Source organism: Ruegeria sp. HKCCD4315 (assembly GCF_013112245.1).
Classification (GTDB): domain Bacteria; phylum Pseudomonadota; class Alphaproteobacteria; order Rhodobacterales; family Rhodobacteraceae; genus Ruegeria.
In genome coordinates, this window is the sequence record NZ_WVRN01000001.1 from 1,031,444 (window position 1) to 1,051,633 (window position 20,190).

The following is a 20,190-nucleotide window of genomic DNA, read 5'->3' on the forward strand; positions in this document are numbered from 1 at the left end:
GCGCATGACCTTTTCTTTCGAAACTCGGCAAGCTAGACCACTGGTATGGCTTTGAAATTCCCTGATCTGACCAAGCTTCACGCGCACAACTTTGATACGGTTATCGACGTGCGCAGCCCGGCCGAGTATGCCGAGGATCATTTGCCGGGTGCTATAAATCTACCGGTTCTGAACAACGAAGAGCGCGCTCGGGTTGGGACCATCTATGTTCAGGAAAGCCCGTTTTTGGCGCGCAAACTGGGGGCCGCGCTTGTGTTCCGCAATGCGGCCAATCACATCGAACAGCGCCTCAGCCATCACGCGGGTAGTTGGAGACCATTGGTCTATTGCTGGCGCGGTGGTCAACGTTCTGGTTCGTTCACCTGGATGTTGCAGCAAATCGGTTGGCGCGCTGACGTGGTCGAAGGCGGCTATCGCACGTACCGCCGGTTGGTGAATGCGTATTTGTACGACGATCCACTACCGCATCGATTGATCGCCCTGGATGGCTATACCGGAACGGCCAAGACGGATCTGTTGGCTCTGTTGCAAAGGTGTGGCGTTCAGGTTCTGGACCTTGAGGCATTGGCCAATCACCGGGGATCTTTGCTGGGGGAAAGGCCAGGCGGACAGCCCGCGCAAAAGGCGTTTGAATCGGCATTGTCCAGCGCGCTGTGCGCAATGGATCCAGCGCGCCCTGTTGTGGTCGAAGCGGAATCTTCGAAAATCGGCAGTCTGATCCTGCCGCCCAGCCTTTGGACCGCGCTATGCGCGGCCCCCAGGGTGCAAATCACAGCACCGATTGAAGCGCGCGCCGCCTATCTGGTGAGGGCCTATGACGACATCCTGTCTGACAGTGATCGTTTGCGGGATCGGCTTTCTCCGCTGCGTTTTCATCGCGGACATGACGTTGTCGATGGGTGGATGCACCTGATCGATGCGGATGAAAAACACGCGCTGACACAGGCGTTGATGGAACAGCACTATGATCCGGCCTACACCAAATCACGGCGGTCGCGGTCCGTACAGGTACTGGCCAACATCAACATTGCGACATTGGACGATGACGGCCTTGCAACGGCAGCGTCTCAAATCGAAAGCCTGTTGAATCAGCTTTGAAGGCGCATGCCCGGAGTATCAGTCAATTCGCCAATGATTACGGCGGGGTACCCTGCGGCCTTCAAGTCCTGAATCAGTGCATCGGCCGCTGCCGCATCGACAGCCGCCAGCAAACCCCCAGCCGTTTGCGGATCGAACAACAAAGCGGCTTTGCCTTCGGCGGGCAGGCCCATGGCAATAGCCCGGTTGTCGGCAAAGATCGTTGACCGCATACCTTGTTCAGACAGCTCCAGCGCACCATCCATCACCTCAATCGCGTCCAGATCAAGCACGGCACCGCAGCCTGAGGCGTCGCAGATACCTTGCAGGTGTCCGGCTAATCCAAACCCGGTCACATCCGTCATCGCATGGGCTTTGGCCATAATACGTGCCGCCTCTCCCTGCGGTTGGGTCATCTGCTGGTAGGCCGCTGCGACCCAGGCTCCGTCCGCTAGACCGGCCATTTCCGCAGCCATCATAACGCCGCTGCCCAAGGGCTTGGTCAGGATCAGACGGTCCCCCGGTTGCCCACCCGCCAATGTTACAGGAGGCGTTTCACAAAGGCCGGTTATCGTAAAGCCGATGGTCATCTCGTCGCCCATGGAACTGTGCCCACCCACGATCTCGGCCCCGGCCTCTTTCATCACCTTGCCTGCGACTGCCATGATTTCTGCCATGGTGCGGCCTTGAAGACTGGCGGACATACGAGGCAGGATGATCGTCGCCGTTGCGGCCTGAGGCGTTGCTCCCATGGCCCAGATATCCCCCAAGGCGTGCACAGCAGCAATGCGCGCCATAAGGGCGGGATCATTGGTGAAAGCCCGCAGGTGATCCGAGGTCATGACTTGCTGAACGCCACCCGCCTGTAACAAAGCCGCATCATCGCCGGGCAGGGGGGTGATGTCTGATCGGACAGGCGCGGGTTGCAATTTCAGAGCGGTCTGCAACGCGTCGCGCCCGACTTTGGCCCCGCATCCTCCGCACATTAGTTTTTCCCCAAGCGTCTCATCCAGCCCAAAGGCCCGGTCGCGTGGTAATGCTGGAAGCTTCATCTGCGGCAGGTTTCGAAACCTATTCATGAAGGTTTGGTCAATGTGGTTCTTCCATTTCCACATGATCGGACCGCTGAAGGATGTCCCCAAACGTTCACCAAGCGCGGATTTGCCGCCCAAAGAAATCAGTTTGAGGTAATCCTTCTGCGGGACATACCTGCGAATCCGTCCCGCCCCCAGCGCGGCACGCAGATTATCAAAAAGAACGGGCGCTTCGCGCACCGCGTAAACGCCTGCCTTGGGGCGCGGATTATCCGACAGGTGGGCGCAATCTCCGGCTGCAAAAACAGCGGGGTCGCTGGATTGAAGATGGCCGTTCACCCGGATGTACCCGTCCTGCAGATCCAGCCCGGTATGTGCGATCCAGTCATAAGGGCGCGCCCCGGCGGCTCCGGTGACGAAATCTGCAGGTATTGCGCGGCCGTCCTTCAGTTCCACGCGATCCGCGTCGATCCGGGTGATCACTGCGTTTTCGATGACGTCCACACCCAGATCCTGCATGGCGCGGCGGATCGTGGCCGCCGCCTTGGGTTTGGTGGCCGTCAGGATCGAGGCATTATCGATCAGCGTGATCCGCGCCGCGCGCCCCTTTGCTTTGAGAGCATGGGCCATGGCCATGACCAATTCGGCCCCGGCAACGCCCCCGCCGATCACCGCGACTGACGCAGGGCCATCGTGATTAAGGTAGTCAGCCCACCGCGCAGCAAATCGGCCCAGAGGTTTGGCTGGAATGGCATGTTCGGCAAAGCCCGGCAGAGCGGGCATGTCCGAAGTGATCCCGACATTGACCGACGCCACATCAAACCCGACCGGCGGGTGTCCGGGAACATGCACCTGATGTGCGTCGGTATCGATCCCCTCAACCGCACCCAGAATGACACGAGCGCCTGCGAAGCGCGCGAGTTTCACCAGATCAATGTCCAATTCCCGGCGATCATAATGTCCGGCGACAAATCCGGGTAGCATCCCGGAATATGGCGCGGTTGGACCGGGGTTGATCACTGTCACCCGTGCCCCGGGCAGGGGGTTCATCCCCCATTTCCGCAAAAGCAACGCATGGGTGTGACCTCCGCCAACAAGAACCAGATCGCGGGTTAAAGGTAGCGGAGGTGAGTGCATTGGGTTAATTCGCGCTATGGTCCGGGACGTCCTCGACCTGCTCGACCGCGTGAGTGGCCCAAAGCTCATCCTCACCCGCATCCGGCAAATCGCTGGGCTTTTCATGACGATGAATGTGCCATTTGGCAATGAACAGGGCCGTGATCGGTGCCGTCAGGAACAAGAAAAGCGTGATCAGAAGCTCATGCAATGACAGTTTGCCTTCCAGCAGGACGGAATGCGTGATCGAGGCCAGAAGCACACCGCCCACGCCCAACGTCGTCGCCTTGGTCGGCGCGTGCAGGCGGGACATAGGGTCTTTTAGCTTGATCATGCCGAAGGAACCGACAAAACCGAAGATGCCCGACATGATCAGGAAAACGGCGATCAGAATTTCGACGAGTAATGTCATGCCGCCCTCACTCGATAATGTTGCCGCGCAACATGAAGCGCGCGTAAGCCACAGTTGAGACGAAGCCGAGCATGGCAATGATCATGGCAGCTTCGAAAAAGATTTCGGTGCCCTGATCCAGACCATACAGGATCATCAGGGCGATGGTGTTGATCACCATCGTATCCAGCGCAAGAACGCGGGTACCAACGCCGTCTGCGGTGATGATCCGCCAAAGGCACATCATGATGGCGGCTCCGAAGCAGGCAAAGGCAAACAAGATGGCATATTCCAAAATCATTCGAAAATCTCCTTCAGCCTGCGCTCATAACGCTGCTTGATCTGATCGCGCACCTCTTCAGGGTTGGGGGCGTCAAGACAATGCACCAAAAGGTTATGCCCTTGCGCCGACAGATCGCAGCTGACGGTGCCTGGGGTCATGGTTATGGTGCCCGCCAGAACGGTGATCGCCTCTGGCGTGCGCAGTTCCAACGGGACACAGACCCAGTTGGGTTGGCGGTCGGCATCGCGTTTGAACAGGATAATTCGGGCAACGGTGATGTTTGCAATCACAATGTCCCAAAGCACGACCAGCATGTACTCTGCCACCATCGGCCAATTGCGCAGCTTGGGACGATCCGGCCAGTAGGGCTGCGTAATAAAGGGGATGATGATCCCCAAAATCAGACCAAACACCAAAGAGTTCAAAGACCCGTTATTGGCCAGCAGCACCCAGACGAGCGTCAGAAGAAAAGTCAGATGAGGGTGCGGAAAAATCCGGTGTAGCAGTTTCATCATTCTTCCCTTCCCAATACGGCAGAGATGTAGTTTTCGGGCGCAAACAGCTGAGCTGCGGTCTTGCTTGTGTATTCAAGGGCCGGACCTGCAAACAGGGTCAGCAGGATCAAACCCGCCACCAGTCCAAACACGGCTGTGATCGCAAGGCCGAGTTGCGGTTCTGGGGCGACCGGTGCTGGGACCTCTTCGCCCTGGACAGGCTCTTCGATGGTGACGACCTGCGTGTCGTGGCTTTTCCAGAAGATCAACGTTCCCGCGCGCGCCAGCCCAACGATGGTGACAAAAGATCCGATCAGAATAACAGCCCAGACCGCTGTTGCATCCGATGCATCGCGGGACGCGTCCAGAACCAGCAGTTTGCCGATGAAGCCCGAAAGCGGGGGCATACCTGCCATTGCGATGGCTCCGACAAAGAACAGGGCCGAGATCAGGCCGCTCTGTGGCATCGGTGTTGTGGGTGCGATGGCACCGCCGCGACGTTCCATCACCAGATCCGCCACCAGGAATAACAGCGCAGTCGCAAGCGTCGAGTGGAACACGTAGTAGAGTGCAGCCGCCGTCGCATCTGGCGTGAATTGCGAGATTGCGATCAGCAGCGTACCCATCGAAGCGATGGCGCAAAATGCCACCATGCGGGCTATGTGCTGTGATCCCAATATGCCGACGGCCCCAACGGCCAAGGTCAAAAGCGCGGCAGGTTGCAGCCAATCGCCCACCAAACCTTGCGTCGCTTCGACCTCGGGTCCGAAGGCCAGCGTATACATGCGAATGATCGAGTAAGCACCAACTTTGGTCATGATGGCGAACAAGGCAGCCACGGGTAATGGCGCATTGGCGTAGCTGGCAGGAAGCCAGAAATGCAGCGGCAAAACCGCAGCTTTAATGCAGAAGACCAGCAATAGAAGCACTGCGCCAACCCGCAAAAGGGCGGTGTCCTCGGCGGGGATTTCGGCAACGCGCACAGCGATGTCTGCCATGTTCAGCGTACCGGTGACGCCATAGATTGTCCCCAAGGCAAACAGAAACAGGGTCGAGCCCAAGAGGTTGTAAGCCACATACTGCACGCCCGATTTCAATCGAACCGAACCGCCGCCATGGGTCATCAGCCCGTAGGAGGCGATCAGCAGAACTTCGAAGAACACAAACAGGTTGAACGCGTCGCCGGTCAGGAAAGCTCCGCAAACGCCCATAAGCTGGAAATGGAGCAGTGCGTGGAAATGTTTCCCGCGCTCGTCCCAGCCCGACGCTATGGCATAAAGCACAATGGGTAAGGCCAGCAGCGCGGTCAGCAGAACCATCATGGCTGAGAGCCGATCCAACACCATGACAATACCGAAAGGTGCAGGCCAATTGCCCAACTCGTAGACCAGAATTTCACCACCTGACGCTTGCGCGGTGATGGTCAGGGCAATGCCCAGCAGGGCAATGACACCGGCGACCGAGAAGATGCGCTGCAGGTCCAGATGATACCGCAGGACCATGATGATGAACGGGGCCAGGATCGCGGGAAGGACGATCGGCGCAACGATCCAGTGGTTCATGCGTCTTCTCCCGGGGCGTCCACGCTGTCCTGCGGGCTCATGTCTATATGGTCATCCTTTGAAGACAGGTAGGCCGAAAGGGCAATCATCACGATCACGGCCGTCATCCCGAACGAGATCACGATGGCTGTCAGCACCAGCGCCTGTGGCAGCGGGTCGGTATAGGGCACGTCTTCGTATTTGTTCAGAACGGCTGGCGCATTCAGCGCGAGGCGCCCGGTGGCAAACAAGAAGACGTTCACCGCGTAGGTGATCAGGGACAGGCCAAGAATGACTGGGAATGTCCGGCGACGCAGGATCAGGAAAATCCCGGCGGCGGTCATAATGCCTACGGCAGAGGCTACGAGCGCTTCCATCAGGCCTGCTCCTTCTCTTTATCTTCGTCTTGAGGGGCATCCCGCAGTGGGTTGATATCCATTGGGAATTCCTGCGCCATACCCGGCCGCCACGCAAAGCGCGACAGGCTGTCCAGCGCGAGCATCACCGCCCCAAGAACGGCGAGGAAAACGCCCACGTCAAACAGCATGGCCGTGGCCCATTCGAACTCTTCCAGCGGTGGCCAGTTGATGTAACCGAAATCGCTGGTCAGGAAGGGACGTTCGTTGAACCAGGCCCCCAGGCCGGTCGCGGCTGCAATCAGAACACCCCAGCCGATGGTGCCGTGATAGTAGAACCTTTGTCGTTCGATGGCCCACGTATATCCGCTGGCCATGTATTGCATCAGAAAGGCAATTGCGACGACAAGACCAGCGATGAAACCGCCGCCGGGTTGGTTGTGACCCCGGAAGAAAATGTAGGCGCCAACCATCAGGGCGATGGGCATCATCACACGCGTCGCAACCACCATCATCAGCGGATGAGAATCCCCCGATTGCGGCCAATGCGGTTTTCGGTTCAGAAGATAGCCGCGCACATTCGTGCTCAGAACCGCTTCGGTCAAGGCAAAGATGATCAGAGCCGCGATGCCCAGAACGATGATCTCGCCAAAGGTATCAAAGCCCCGGAAGTCGACCAGAATAACGTTCACCACGTTGGTGCCACCACCGCCCTTGTACGAATTCGCCAGATGGAAGTCCGAGATTGTCGGGAAGGCAAAGTCCCGCAGCATGATCGCGTAAATCAGCGCTCCGGTCCCGATACCCGCGACAACAGAAATCGCAGCATCTCGCCACCGTCGTGCGGCTGAACTGTCCCACGGCGTTTCCGTGGGCAGGAAGTTCAGCGACAGAAGCAGCAGGATCATTGTCACCACCTCGACCGAGATCTGGGTCAGAGCCAGATCCGGTGCAGACAGATAGTTGAAGGCGACCGACACGATCAGGCCGACGACGCCGATCAGGACAAGCGACAACAAACGGTTGCGGTGGAACCACATGATCCCCAAGGTCGCGCCAACCAGACAAATCCAGCCGATGATCGGGATGATCTGCGCAGGCAGCGGAACACGTGTTTCAACGCCAATCGTTCCTGTCGAATAGGCGTAGTAGCCCAGACCGACGGTAAAGGCGACGAAGATGATCGCGTAGCGGCTGAGGACACCGTTGTGCAGCTCATCCGTGATCCATTGGCTGAGGCGGGTGAAGGCGTTGATGATCGCTTCGAAAATGACCTTCGCCTCAGGGCGGGGCAGGGCGTTCCATAGCTGCTCACCGCGTTTGTGCATCGACAGCAGGAACAGGCCACCCAGCGTCGCGACAATCGACATGTACAGTGCCGGCACAAAACCGTGCCACAGCTTCAGCGAGTAGTAGGGCAGCTTTTCTCCGCCGATCACCGCGCTGGACACCACGACGACCAAGGGGCCGACGATCGCAGCCGAATAGAGGCCGATCAGAATGACCAGCACGACCAGGAAGGCTGGTGCAATCCACAGACCGACGGGTGGATCATGCGGATGCGCAGGGTAGTCGTCGCGCTGCGGGCCGAGGAACACGTGGCTCACGAAACGGAAGGAATAGGCTGCAGAAAACAGCGATGCCAGCAAGGCCAATCCCGGCACCAGATAATGCGAGTTCAGCCATGTCGTGTGGACGGTCTCCTCCAGCATCATCTCTTTCGACAGGAACCCATTTAGCGGCGGCAGGCCCGCCATCGACAGGGCCGCGATGGTGCCGATTGTAAAGGTGATCGGCATCAGATGCCGCAATCCGCCCAATCGCTTGACGTCACGGGTGCCGGTTTCATGGTCAACGATCCCGGCGGTCATGAATAGGGCGGCTTTGAAGGTCGCGTGGTTGATGATGTGAAACACGGCGGCGACAGCTGCGAACTTGGTGCCAAAACCCAGCAGCATGGTGATCAGGCCCAGATGAGAAACGGTCGAAAACGCAAGCAGCGCCTTTAAGTCATCCTTGAACAGAGCAATCACCGCGCCCAACAGCATGGTCACCAGACCAGTGGTGGCGACAATATAGAACCATGCATCCGTCCCGGCCAAAACCGGCCACATCCGCGCCATCAGAAACAGACCGGCTTTAACCATTGTGGCTGAGTGCAGATAGGCCGAAACCGGCGTGGGTGCCGCCATCGCGTGCGGCAACCAGAAATGGAACGGGAACTGGGCCGATTTTGTGAAGGCGCCCAACAGGATCAGGATCAGCGCGGGCAGGTAGTAGGGCGAAGCCTGGATCAGTTCTTTGTTTTGCAGAATGACGCTCAGATCATATGACCCCACGATGTTTCCCAGGATCAGCATCCCGGCAATCATCGCCAACCCGCCGCCACCCGTAACGGCCAGCGCCATACGCGCGCCTTGGCGACCTTCGGGCAGGTGTTTCCAATAGCCGATCAGCAGGAATGAGCTGAGTGACGTAAGCTCCCAGAAAATAAGCAAAAGCAGGATGTTGTCTGACAGAACGATCCCGACCATCGCGCCCTGAAACAGCAGCAGATAGGTATAGAACTGCCCCATCGGATCTTCGCGCGAGAGGTAGAACCGCGCGTACAGGATGATCAGCAGACCGATGCCCAAAATCAGCAGGGCAAACAAAAACCCTAGTCCGTCCAGCATAAAGTTCGCGTTTAAACCAAGTCCCGGAATCCAATCGAACCGTGCAGTAACAACTTCGCCGCGCATGACCGAAGGGATGTGGATCAAAAGCCCCATCAGGGCGAGAAACGTCGTCAATGCCGCTGCGGATGCAGCCGCGTTTCTGCCTGCACGGATCAGAAGAGCAGGGAACACAGCACCAAGGAAAGGAAGGGCCGCGATAAGGAATAGGGACAAGTGCGATACTCCGGTCTGAGCGGTCAGGATGAAGCCAATTTTGTAAGGATATTTTCTTGACTGTCCAGATATTGTAACTTCTTCACAAAATTCTACTGAAACACTCAACTATACTGCAGCTCTGCGAAAAAATGACGCGATCTTGATCTTGTTCAGGGGTTTAGTGGGCTCCGTTTTCCTCCATCTGTGCTAGATCAACGGGTAGCAAACAGGAGGCATCGCGTGGCCGAACAAGTGAACCGAACCCGCAGATGGGTGTTGATCGGCGGTGGTGCCGCGGTCGCTGCCGGGTTTGCGATCCGGGAATATCGCTTGATCCCGGAAGATCATGGCGGTGGCCGGATCAGTGTAGCTGCAGCTCATGAACAAGCCCGCGAAGGGCACATCCTGCTTGTCGATATTCGAACGCCGCGCGAATGGCGCGCTTCGGGCGTTGGTGAGGGTGCTACTCCGCTTGATATGCGGCGTGAAGATTTCATCGAAGCGCTCTCGCAACTGACTGACGGTAACAAATCGGCACCCGTCGCGCTGATTTGTGCGCGTGGTGTACGCTCGGCACGATTGAGCAATCAGCTCATCGCGGCCGGTTTCGCCAATATCATTGATGTGCCCGAGGGCATGCTGGGCTCGGCGGCTGGGCCGGGTTGGGTTCGGGCCGGACTGCCGGTTCGTCGATATAATGAGGATGCAGGATGATCCGAACACTCAGTCTAACGGCATTTCTTGCCGCAACCGGGCAGGCGGCATTGGCCGGGTGCGCCGGTCAGGATGCTGTATGCGAAACGCCAATGGGCACCTATCACCTCGAATTGCCTGATGCGGATAATCCTCCGATGGTTCTATTCCTGCACGGCTACGGTGGCAGCGGATCGGGCACGATGCGCAATCGCGCGATGGTCGAACCTTTGCTGGAACGTGGCTATGCGGTTATGGCACCTGAGGGTCTGGAACGACCTGATCGGGGCGGCACCAAAAGCTGGAATTTCTATCCCGGGTTTGGCGAACGGGACGAAACTGCCTTTCTGACTGAGGTTGTGCAAGATGCCGCCGACCGGTTCGGCGTCGATCCCGACCGCGTCCTGCTGGGTGGATTTTCGGCAGGGGGCTTCATGGTCAACTATCTGGCCTGTGAGGCCCCTGATACGTTTTCTGCCTACGTTCCCGTCTCGGGCGGGTTCTGGCGTCCGCATCCCGAGGCTTGCGAGGGTCCGATCCGCATGTTCCACACCCATGGCTGGACGGATAATGTGGTGCCCTTGGAAGGTCGCTTGTTGGGTGGCGGGCGTTTCCAGCAGGGTGACATTTTCGCCGGGCTTGAAATCTGGCGAGAAGCAAATGGTTGTGTCGATCATAAACCAAGCAGTTTCACGGTGACTGATGACTTCATGCGCCGTCGCTGGACGGGTTGCACCGAAGGCAGCGCGTTGGAGTTTGCGCTGTTCCCCGCGGGGCACAATGTACCTGCCGGTTGGGCAGACATGATCGTTGATTGGTACGAGGGGTTACCCGGCAGTTGATCATTCCGCCGGGGTCATGCTGCCTTTACCTTCGACCAGCCGCTTGAGTTCATCGCGATAACGGCGGGCCGAGCGCGTGATAGCGGGCTCGCTGAAATCCTCACGCATCCCGACCATCCTGCGTGCAGCGCCCGCTGACACACCGCTGAGGGCCGACAACGGAATTGCAAGTGCCAGGCTAATCGCAATCGGGGCCAGCCAGATCGAAACCAGACCGGACAGGATACCCACGCTCAGCGCTATGCCACTGATCGTTTCCAGCGCATGGCACAAAACCAGAGTGCCCAACCCATAGCTGCCGCCATCACGGGCTTGCGGAGACCAGCCGCGTTGGATGCCAAAGGCGGTGCGGAAGACTGCGATCATCTGTTGCACCATCAAGATCGGAGCATAGAGGATGGACAGCAGAACCTCGGCCAGGAACGACGTCAGAAACTTGCGCGCGCCGCCAAAGTCGGAATAGCGCACACCGCTCAGCGGCAGGGCCAGAACACCAAGGACCTTGGGCGCAAGCAACATGGCGTACATGACCAGAATGATCAGCACGTGCCGGGTCTCCGACATCTCGGGCCATTGCGGGAACAAAGGATTGTCAGGGCTGAAGTAATGCAGGACAGATGCGTCCTGACCCTGACCAATCAACGCCCACATCAACAGCAGGGCGAACCACAAAGGTGACATCAGGTATCCAACCGCACCGTGAAACATGTGAAAACGCGATACGGCACGGAACCCGGTCGATCCAAGCAGTTTCAGGTGTTGCAAATTGCCCTGACACCAGCGGCGGTCCCGCATGGCATGATCGATGAGGGTGGGTGGTGTTTCTTCGTATGATCCGCGAATGCGTGGCAAAAAGCGCACCGCCCAACCGGCGCGGCGCAGCAATCCAGCCTCGACAAAATCGTGGCTCATGATCAGCTTGTCCTGACCGCTGAATGACCGCAACTTGGGCAGGCCAGCGCTGGTGGCAAAAGCCTTGGTGCGGATGATGGCGTTGTGGCCCCAATAATTACCCTCTTGCCCGCACCAACGCGCCAGACCTTCGGCAAAGGCGATGCCATAGACGCCGTTTGCGAATTGCTGCATCCGGGCAAAGACGGACTGTGCGCCTATAAGCTGCGGATAGCTTTGGATCAGCCCCGCGCTGGGATCACGCGCGAGCGCATCAGTCAGTCGATAGATCGCGCGTCCGGTCATCAAGCTGTCGGCATCCAGCACCAACATCGCATCCCAATCCGCGCCCCAGCGGCTGACCCAGTCGGCGATGTTACCCACCTTGCGATCGGTGTTTTGATCGCGGCGGCGATAGTACAACTCCAGCCCCGGTGCCAAAGTGGTACGCAGGGCCTCGACACTGGCCTGTTCCTGCGCCGCTATTTCGGGGTCCCGTGTATCGGAAAGGATGAACATGGCATAATGGTGCTGTCCGCCACGGGTCTGCAAATCTTCCAGCATGGTGCGGGCATTGCCCAGCACGTTCCACGGCACCTCGTTATAAACCGGGGTCAGCAAGGCCACGCGCAATGGCTGCGCGCTGTGGCTTTTCTGAGGGCGATCTTGCCGCGACAGGGACAACATACCCAAAAGAACCGTGCAAACCGTAAACGAGATCCAGAAGAAATTGAACGAGATCAGCGCCAACAGGATGGCTTCGATCAGGTTGATCCCTTCAGCGCTGAACCAATCGCTCATCACCCAAAGCAGGCCCAGTGTTGCCGCCATAGCCGGGGAAAACGCCAACGCGCGCCAAAACCCAGCCGATGAGCCGCGCTTGCCGGACGGCGCATCCGCGTCCCGGAACCGCGCGCCGAAGTTCTGCGCGGGCATCGCCAAAGGGGCTTCTGGCGGCATGATATGCAGATCGCGGCTCATGTGGTCCAACGGTAAAGCCAGACCTCAGAGGCGGGCTGTTTGTCTTTCAGAAGCTGCGCGCGCAGCTCGACATGGTTGCGGTCTCCGGGCTGGAACGAAAAGGCCAGACGCAGGCCACCGGTATCGGGATTGCGTTGCAAAACACCTTCAGAAGTTTCGGCATGGGGCGAGTCAACAAAGATCGAGATCGCGTCGATGTCCTCGAACAGTTCACTGTCTTCAAAGTCAATGACAGCCAGACGGCCCTCGCCGAACGTGTTGTCCCCCATCGCGGTATTGATGACCCGCGGCATAGGCGTGCGCTGAGGTTCTTCACCCCAGATCAGACGATAGGACATGTCGACCTGACTGCCCGCCGCATAAGGCTCAGCCGGGCGCCAATAGGCGACGATATTGTCATAGATTTCCTGATCAGCGGGGATTTCCACCAGCGTCACAGTGCCTTTGCCCCAATCCTGATTGGGTTCGACCCATAAACCGGGGCGCTTGTGATAATTCGCTTCCAGATCGGCATAGTCCGAAAACTCGCGCTTGCGCTGCATCAGGCCAAAACCGCGCGGGTTCGTATCAACAAAAGACGAGATCTGCAGGCGGGTCGGGTTGGCCAGCGGCCGCCACAAAACCTCACCCGCGCCATTGCGGATCAACAATCCGTCACTGTCATGCACGGCGGGGCGGAAATCGTCGAACCGGCTGTGGTTTGTTTGGTCGAACAGGAACATCGACGTGCCCGGCGCAATTCCGACATGGGGCAGCTCTTCGCGCGGGAACAGCGTGGCCTCAACGTCCATGACGCAGTCTGCACCTGCTGTGACGTTGAACCGATAGGCCCCGGTCACGCTGGGGCTGTCCATCAAGGCATGTACAACCATACTGCGCTGGCCGGGTTCGGGGCGCTCCAGCCAAAAGCGGATAAACTCGGGGAATTCCTCGCCATCGGGATCGCCGGTCTTCAGGGCCAGACCTCGGGCGGACAGGCCGTAAACCTCATGCAGACCAATGGCGCGGAAATAGCTTGCCCCTTGCCAGACGCAGAATTCATCTGTATTGCCGGGGCGGTGCATTTCGGTCCGAAGACGCAGTCCAGAAAAGCCCAGCGTATCGTCGATGGGCAATTGCGGGACATCTTCGGACTTGTCGAACATCGCAAGGTCGAAAGCGACTGGCGTGGTCATGCCGTTTTCAACAGTTTCGACCTTTACGGTACGGGGGAAGTACAAGCCAGGAGTGAAGAAATCCACGTTGAACGGGGTTTCGGTCTCGTACCAAAGCGCGCGGTCCAGCCGGAACCGGATCGAGCGGTATTGCTGATAGGTCAGATCCTGCCATTCCTGGGGAACCATATCGCGTTCCGCATAGGGACGGCTGGCCAGATCACGCGCCATCTCGATCACATAGTTACGATCAAAAGGTACTTCGCCGCCCGTCGCATAGGCGGACGGGGCAAAAGCCAAAGCGGTCGTCGAAACGAGGAATGCGCGACGGGTAAAGTTCATTTCTTGGTCTTCCAGGGTTGTGACTTGAACCAAGCTGCCAAATAGGCAACGCCGATGATCATCGCAAAGCCAATCATGTTGGCGACAAAGACACTGGCAACATCTCGCCCAGATTGGTCCAGAGCAACGCCGATCAGGCGGGCTGCGGCCATGGAAAACACAAAGACTGCAAGGGATTGCTGGCCGACCTTCGTGATAACCGCCAGCAGAAGTTGCCAGACACGCGCGCCCACACTGTGCCCGGTTGCAATCAGGCGGTGGCCATGCTCGCCCGCAGCAACCCAACCCAGATAAGCCAGCGACAAGAAGTGGACGTAGCGCAGCAGACCAAATTCGGTTTTTCCACGCAGGTCTTCAGTCAGAGGCCAGCCCTTGCGAATTACTGCACCAAGATCCGGCGCGGCGGTGTTGATCCAGGTGAAGACCTTCCACGACCCGAACGGAGCCGAAAGGACAACAAAGGCAATTGCCACCCAGATCAGGGTTTTCGAAACGGGTGGGGCGGGAATCCAGCCGCGCATGAAGGCGAACCCTGTGAAGAACAGCAATTGCCAACCGAACGGGTTAAAGAACCATTGACGGTCCGACCATGGCTCGGCCGGTAATGCCAATGCGCCGGTCTGAGCAATAAACCAGATGCTGACCGATACTGCTGCCATCAGCCAGAAGCTGACACGATACAGCGCCATGTAAAGCGGCATCAGCGCCAGAACCACAAGATACATCGGCAGGATGTCAAAGTAGTTCGGCACGTACGTCAGTGTGAAAATCCCAACCATCTGCGAGGCTGGATCGTTGAAAAAATGCTGCAGGTTCAGGGACGAGATATAGGTTTTCTCGAACGCACCGGACTGGTCCAGCGCAGCCATGGTCATGGCCACAAAGAAGAACAGACAGATATGCGCCCAGTAAACTTGCCAGATGCGGAACGCCACACGTGCTGTTCCCATCCACCAGCCCTTGCGCAAAAACGCGCCGCCAAAAGCAATGGCAGAGGCCATGCCAGAACAGAACACGAAAATTTCTGTCGCGTCGGAATAACCGAACCGCGCTGGAATCCATTTGGCCCAGGGATCGTTTGGGATATGGGCGATGAGGATGATGAACATCGCAATACCACGGTATAAGTCCAACCGCGGATCGCGCGTACGGGAAGGGGCCGCGGCAGGGGCCGCAGCTGGTGCAAAATCAGAAGCGGGCGATATGGTCGCCATACGTTTTCTGTCCTTCTAGATCGTCTTGTTATTCGGCGGGGACGCTTTGCACGTCGCCGCTATCGCGGGCCGCATCAATCAGGGCGCGGCGTGCGATGGCATAATTGTCTTCGCCTCCGGCACGCTTGGCACGACGGTCGTCCAGAATACGCTCGACCGCGTCCAGACGTCCGGCGCGCAGACCGGAATCGATGGTAATGCGTTCAAATACATCACGTTGCGCGTGGCTGCCACCGGCCAATTGCATCGATCCTCGCGCCGCCAGCAGGTGATCGAAGGCGGTGCCATAATGGCCGTCTCCGAAGGCTTCCAACCCCATGGCTGCGGCAACACCGGGATCAGCCATTCGGCGGGTGGTGTCGTCTTTTGCGTGGGCTGCGTCACGGTTCATGCGGCTCAGCATCTTGGAGGTTGCATCGGCACGATTGTCGCCGGTCAGAGCCAACAGGTAATGCAGGTCCGCGAAGATCAGGCAGCCATCTTCGGTGCGCGCAGCACTCAGATCGGCCAGTTCTTCCCAGCGGTTGCCGACATCCACGCCCTCAAGCTCAAGCCGGGACAGAAGCGAGGTTGCGTTCGAAATGTCGCGGTAATCGTCGGTCTTGTCCTTGCGAATATGGGCGTCATACAGCTCCATCACCTGATCAACCTGACCCAGATCCAGATGCATCAGGGCTTTGTGCCACCAGACGTGATAGCGGAAATTGTTACAGTGCGCCCAGGCATCTTCGCGCCCTGCAAGCCAATCCAAACCCAGCTGCGCGTTGCCGGTCATCTCATGAACATGGGCCACCGCGTGCAGGCCCCAGGCGTCGTCCGACACCATCCACAGCGCCTGACGGCCTGCGATTTCGGCCTTTTCATAGGCGCCGGTTTCCTCCAGCGCGAAAGAGTGACAGCCCAGCAGATAGCCACGGCCCGGATGGTCGGGTTCGTAGGCTGGCATCACACGTTCGATCGACCGGCGCATACCTTCGGCATCGCCCAGAACAAATCGTGTTGCATGGCTCAGTTTCATCGCCAGCGTGTCCTGCGGATCATCACGCAGGACCGCTTCGAATTTCTGCACCGCCTGCGTTTGTTGTCCCGCCAAAAACAGCGCCAAAGCGTCCACGTACAAGCGCTCGCGGGCTGAGATCGGCTGACGTTCCATCGCGGTATTGGCCGCTGCCAGGGCTTCAACCGCGACAGCCATCATCTCGCGTCTGCCCAGCAGCGCCATGAACAGACCTTTGACTGCGTGACCCAGCGCAAAATCAGGTTCAAGCTCAAGCGCTTTGCCCAGATGTTGGGGCGTGACGGCAGCATGCGCCATGAACCCAAGCAGAACACCATTCCAGGCGTCGACCGCAGCCGGCTGGCTCAGAGTGTTCATCTGTCCAAAAACATCTTGTTTCATACTTGGGTCCAATCTGATTGCGGTACTTCACTCTGTTCGATGTAACAGAGTGTGAGAGAGGGACGTAACAGTATCGACCCTGCTCTCGAATTGGTGAAATGCCGTGTGCGAAAAAGGCGAAAAAAACCGCCGATTCAAGAGCATGTTTCAGCGAGTTGCCGCCTAAATGTGCAAGTATTTCAATCCTCGAACGGGTTTTCGGCGCTCAGAACTGCTTCAGTATCCGCTCCACACACCGGGGGCGCACTGCGATATGTTACAGGCGTGCGTGACAGATTGAGCGGATTTCCGATCAGACTGACAGGGCCCGGCTGGGCTTGCATGTCGATCTTCATGTGCCGTGCGGCGACTTGTTCGGTGTTGAAAACCTGATCAAGCGTCTGCACCGGGCCGACCGGAACTTTCAGAGCCTCAAGACCCGAGATGACCTCTTTTGTGTCCAGGGCCTGCATCGAGGGTCGCAAGATGGCGTTCAGCGCGTCCCTATGTTCAAGGCGCGATGGGTTGGTCGCAAAGCGAGGGTCTTCGGCCAGTTCGGATCTTCCTAAAAAGCTACAGAACTTTTTGAATTGTCCGTCATTCCCAACGGCCAGAATCACATGGCCGTCTGCGGTTTCATAAACCTCATAGGGCACGATATTTGGATGTCCGTTGCCGCGCCGCTGGGGAACATTGCCCGAGGTCAGGTAGTTAACACCTTCGTTGATCAGCCACGCAATCTGCGCGTCAACAAGCGCCAGATCGATCTGCTGACCTTCACCGGTCAGGTCTCGGTGGCGCAGCGCGGCCAGAATCCCGACACTCGCATACATGCCACACATTACATCTGCGATACCAACGCCCACCTTCATCGGTGCGCCCTCTGGATCGCCAGTCAGCGACATGATCCCGCCGTAGCCTTGTGCCATCAGGTCGTAACCGGGTTTGCTGGCGTTCGGTCCGGTTTGTCCATAGCCCGAGATCGAGCAGTAGACCAATCCGGGAAACTCTTTCGACAACGTGTCGTAGTCCAGGCCGTATTTGGCCAACCCGCCGGGTTTGAAGTTCTCGATCAGGATATCCGCGTGTGAGGCCAGCCGACGGATTTCGGCCTGACCCTCAGCGGTAGCGATATCCAGCGCGACGGATTTCTTGTTGCGGTTGGCGGACATGAAATAGGCGCTCAGGTCCGAGCGGTTGCCCTCGGCATCTGTCACATAGGGCGGACCCCATTGCCTTGTGTCGTCGCCGCCTGTGCCGGGGTTTTCGATCTTGATAACGCTTGCGCCCAGATCGCCCAACAATTGCGTGCATGTGGGTCCTGCTAGAATCCGGCTAAGATCCAGAACTTTGACGCCCTTCAAGGGGCCTTCAGATGCGGCCATCATAGCCTCCACGCTCAATCTCTGCCGCGATGACAGTAAAAGTGTTTGCCTTTACAGCAGCTTCCAACGCTGCGCGCAATTCTGTCCGGTTTCGAACGGTATGGCTATGTCCACCAAAGGCCCGACCCATGGCAGCGAAGTCGTGGTGACCAAAGTCGACGCCTTTGTTTCCCATTTGTCTTTGACGCTGTTTCAGTTCGATCAGCGCAAGACTTGCGTCGACAAAGACCAAAAAGATCGGATTGCCGCCCATCTCGGCTGCGGTCGACAATTCCCCGGCCACCATCAGAAAACCGGCATCGCCTGAAAAGCTGATGACCGGGCGCTGAGGCTCTGCCAGTTTCAGGCCGATCGCCATTGGAACCGCACATCCCATGGTGCACAGCGCCGAAGACTGGATAAGTCCCCGCTCCTCGCTGCAATTCCACATCTGACTCAGCAAAATACGATGTGCTCCGCTATCTGCGGTTGCCAGAGTTTCAGGGGGCAATACTGCCCGCGTTTCAGCAATAACCGCCGCCGGTCCCCAATCTTCGTCATTCGGGAAGGCCTTTGCCAAAGCGGCTTTGACTTGCCCGGGCTCGCCGTCCGGCCACGTGGCGCGCGCCGGATTGCCCTTGGCGATGGCTTCCAATGTCTCGCCTGTATCGGCCACCAGATTCAGCCCCGCCTGATGCATGTAGTGATCATTGACCACGGCAGAGATATCGATAACGCGTTTGTCTGCGGGGTCCCAAATCTCGCGCCAGCCGGGGCGCATTTCGATTGGGTCATAGCCCAAACACAGCACCAGATCCGACTGTTCGATCAGAGGCACCAGATGCTTGTCCGCCAGCGGCGACAGACCGGCACCGCCCAGACACAAGGGGTGATCTTCAGGGACCACGCCTTTGGCTTTGTAGGTGGTCACAAACGGGATGCCGAAATGTTCCAAAAATGCCTGCACGACGCTGCGCGAGTCGTCATACAGAACATCCAGACCGACTACGGCAATGGGACGTTCGGCCTCTGCCACCCAGCGGCGGGCCTTTTCCAAACACTCGCCCCCGGGGCTGACAGGCGCGATCTTGGTCAAGCGGCGGCGTTTCACCCCGGTCACTGGCGTGTCGGCGACTGAGATCGGAACATCGATATGAACCGGGCCGGGGCGCGGCTGCATCGCCAGCGAGACCGCCTTGTCCGCAATGACATCCGCGCCTTTGGCCGTCAGTGTGAAGGTGCCCTTGGTGATCGAGCGATAGACCTGCGCGTGATCCATGACCTGATGTGTGTAGGTCAACGCTTCATCCGCATCGACACACCCTGTCAGCACGATCATCGGCACACGGTCCTGCAATGCGTTGGCCACCACGTTGATGCCATTCATCGCGCCGGGGCCAAGTGTTGCCACCAATATCGCAGGCGCGCCGTCGCGGTGATGTACGGCCTCAGCCATGAAACCGGCGGAGTTCTCGTGTTTGGTCAGGTGAAAGGTGATACCTGCCTTTTCCAGCGCGTCGACCAATGTCAGAACTTCGCCCCCCGGCATCCCAAAGGCGTGGCGGCACCCTGCTTCGTACAGGCGTTGGGCCAGAAGATCCGCGGCGCGGGGCGAGGGGTCCTGCATAAGTCATGCTCCGAAAAAACCGTTTCAAAGCAGATTGCGGAGGACGCCCCCGGACGCAAGGCGGTTCACGCCAGTGTGACTATTTGACTGCGTCTTGGGCGACAGATTGAAACTTTGTGTCAAGTTCTGCGGCGATGTCCGCCAATGCTTGCCCCCCTTCTGATGCGTAAGGGGCAAAGACAAAGCTGGGGGTTTTGTAGGACAGAGTGGCAGAGCCGTCCTCGTTTTCCGTGACATAAAAGCGGATGGGCGCTTCGATCATCGCATGGGTTGAGGTTTCAAGCACCCGCACCGCGTAGTCGTTGTTGAAAGCTCCGATCACCCGGTTGCCTGGAATGGTGATACCACGCGCGGCCGCTGCCTTGGTGGGGCCAGCCTGCGTCACGACGATCAACCCGTTTTCCTTGATGGCGGCTTTGGTGTCGTCAACCAGCTCGGAATAGGGTTTGTCTGTCGGGTAGACGGCCCAGCCTTCCGGCGCGTCCTGCGACCAGACGGGCGAAGCGATCAGGCAGAGCAGGGGAATAAAGGCTTTCATG

At 58.3% G+C, this 20,190-nt stretch carries 17 protein-coding genes; 3 read left to right on the forward strand and 14 right to left on the reverse strand.

Features of this window, described 5'->3' with window-relative positions:
* Positions 1 to 45: 45 nt before the first annotated feature.
* Positions 46 to 1,098, forward strand: coding sequence for a tRNA 2-selenouridine(34) synthase MnmH (gene mnmH, locus GS646_RS05130; RefSeq protein ID WP_171186174.1), 1,053 nt, complete (start codon positions 46 to 48; stop codon positions 1,096 to 1,098).
* Here the strand turns inward: mnmH and selD are convergent.
* Genes selD through GS646_RS05165 form a run of 7 tightly spaced genes read right to left on the reverse strand, consistent with a single transcriptional unit; the run spans position 1,089 to position 9,183 of the window.
* A complete protein-coding gene (gene selD, locus GS646_RS05135) occupies positions 1,089 to 3,248 on the reverse strand; it encodes a selenide, water dikinase SelD (protein ID WP_171186172.1) in 2,160 nt (719 codons plus the stop codon). The two genes, mnmH and selD, sit on opposite strands and share 10 nt — an antisense overlap.
* A 4-nt stretch (positions 3,249 to 3,252) precedes the next feature.
* The gene (locus tag GS646_RS05140; protein WP_171091048.1) at positions 3,253 to 3,639 is read right to left on the reverse strand and encodes a Na+/H+ antiporter subunit G; all 387 of its coding nucleotides are present in this window, start codon (positions 3,637 to 3,639) and stop codon (positions 3,253 to 3,255) included.
* 7 nt (positions 3,640 to 3,646) lie between these two features.
* Positions 3,647 to 3,919, reverse strand: coding sequence for a K+/H+ antiporter subunit F (locus GS646_RS05145; RefSeq protein ID WP_174825372.1), 273 nt, complete (start codon positions 3,917 to 3,919; stop codon positions 3,647 to 3,649).
* A complete protein-coding gene (locus tag GS646_RS05150; RefSeq protein WP_171091225.1) occupies positions 3,916 to 4,413 on the reverse strand; it encodes a Na+/H+ antiporter subunit E in 498 nt (165 codons plus the stop codon). The genes GS646_RS05145 and GS646_RS05150 overlap by 4 nt, the downstream gene beginning before the upstream one ends.
* A complete protein-coding gene (locus GS646_RS05155) occupies positions 4,413 to 5,957 on the reverse strand; it encodes a monovalent cation/H+ antiporter subunit D (protein WP_171186170.1) in 1,545 nt (514 codons plus the stop codon). Before GS646_RS05155 ends, GS646_RS05150 begins: the two co-directional genes overlap by 1 nt.
* On the reverse strand, positions 5,954 to 6,313 hold the full coding sequence (locus tag GS646_RS05160; protein ID WP_170751150.1) for a Na+/H+ antiporter subunit C: 360 nt from the start codon (positions 6,311 to 6,313) through the stop codon (positions 5,954 to 5,956). The genes GS646_RS05155 and GS646_RS05160 overlap by 4 nt, the downstream gene beginning before the upstream one ends.
* The gene (locus tag GS646_RS05165; protein WP_171647721.1) at positions 6,313 to 9,183 is read right to left on the reverse strand and encodes a monovalent cation/H+ antiporter subunit A; all 2,871 of its coding nucleotides are present in this window, start codon (positions 9,181 to 9,183) and stop codon (positions 6,313 to 6,315) included. The genes GS646_RS05160 and GS646_RS05165 overlap by 1 nt, the downstream gene beginning before the upstream one ends.
* Positions 9,184 to 9,405: 222 nt before the next feature.
* On the opposite strand from GS646_RS05165, the gene GS646_RS05170 reads away from it, so the two are divergent.
* Positions 9,406 to 9,879, forward strand: a complete 474-nt coding sequence (locus GS646_RS05170) for a rhodanese-like domain-containing protein (RefSeq protein ID WP_171186165.1) — start codon at positions 9,406 to 9,408, stop codon at positions 9,877 to 9,879.
* Positions 9,876 to 10,700, forward strand: a complete 825-nt coding sequence (locus GS646_RS05175) for a PHB depolymerase family esterase (protein WP_171186164.1) — start codon at positions 9,876 to 9,878, stop codon at positions 10,698 to 10,700. The genes GS646_RS05170 and GS646_RS05175 overlap by 4 nt, the downstream gene beginning before the upstream one ends.
* Here GS646_RS05175 and mdoH read toward each other — a convergent pair whose 3' ends face one another.
* The 7 genes from mdoH to GS646_RS05210 all read right to left on the reverse strand — a co-directional run bounded on the left by mdoH (position 10,701) and on the right by GS646_RS05210 (position 20,189).
* Positions 10,701 to 12,572, reverse strand: coding sequence for a glucans biosynthesis glucosyltransferase MdoH (gene mdoH, locus GS646_RS05180; RefSeq protein WP_171647719.1), 1,872 nt, complete (start codon positions 12,570 to 12,572; stop codon positions 10,701 to 10,703).
* Positions 12,569 to 14,068 (reverse strand): glucan biosynthesis protein, encoded by a 1,500-nt coding sequence (locus tag GS646_RS05185; RefSeq protein WP_171647717.1) that lies wholly within the window; start codon positions 14,066 to 14,068, stop codon positions 12,569 to 12,571. Before GS646_RS05185 ends, mdoH begins: the two co-directional genes overlap by 4 nt.
* Positions 14,065 to 15,282 carry an OpgC family protein gene (locus GS646_RS05190; protein WP_171647715.1) on the reverse strand — a complete coding sequence of 406 codons (1,218 nt, stop codon included), beginning with the start codon at positions 15,280 to 15,282 and terminating at the stop codon, positions 14,065 to 14,067. Before GS646_RS05190 ends, GS646_RS05185 begins: the two co-directional genes overlap by 4 nt.
* Positions 15,283 to 15,310: 28 nt before the next feature.
* Complete coding sequence (locus GS646_RS05195) at positions 15,311 to 16,681, reverse strand: tetratricopeptide repeat protein (protein ID WP_171186156.1); 1,371 nt, start codon at positions 16,679 to 16,681, stop codon at positions 15,311 to 15,313.
* Positions 16,682 to 16,860: 179 nt separating this feature from the next.
* Complete coding sequence (locus GS646_RS05200) at positions 16,861 to 18,045, reverse strand: CaiB/BaiF CoA-transferase family protein (protein WP_171186154.1); 1,185 nt, start codon at positions 18,043 to 18,045, stop codon at positions 16,861 to 16,863.
* Positions 18,032 to 19,651: a thiamine pyrophosphate-binding protein gene (locus GS646_RS05205; RefSeq protein ID WP_171647713.1), complete on the reverse strand. Its 1,620-nt coding sequence runs from the start codon at positions 19,649 to 19,651 to the stop codon at positions 18,032 to 18,034. Before GS646_RS05205 ends, GS646_RS05200 begins: the two co-directional genes overlap by 14 nt.
* Positions 19,652 to 19,730: 79 nt before the next feature.
* A complete protein-coding gene (locus tag GS646_RS05210; RefSeq protein ID WP_171186151.1) occupies positions 19,731 to 20,189 on the reverse strand; it encodes a DUF302 domain-containing protein in 459 nt (152 codons plus the stop codon).
* Position 20,190 lies beyond the last annotated feature (1 nt).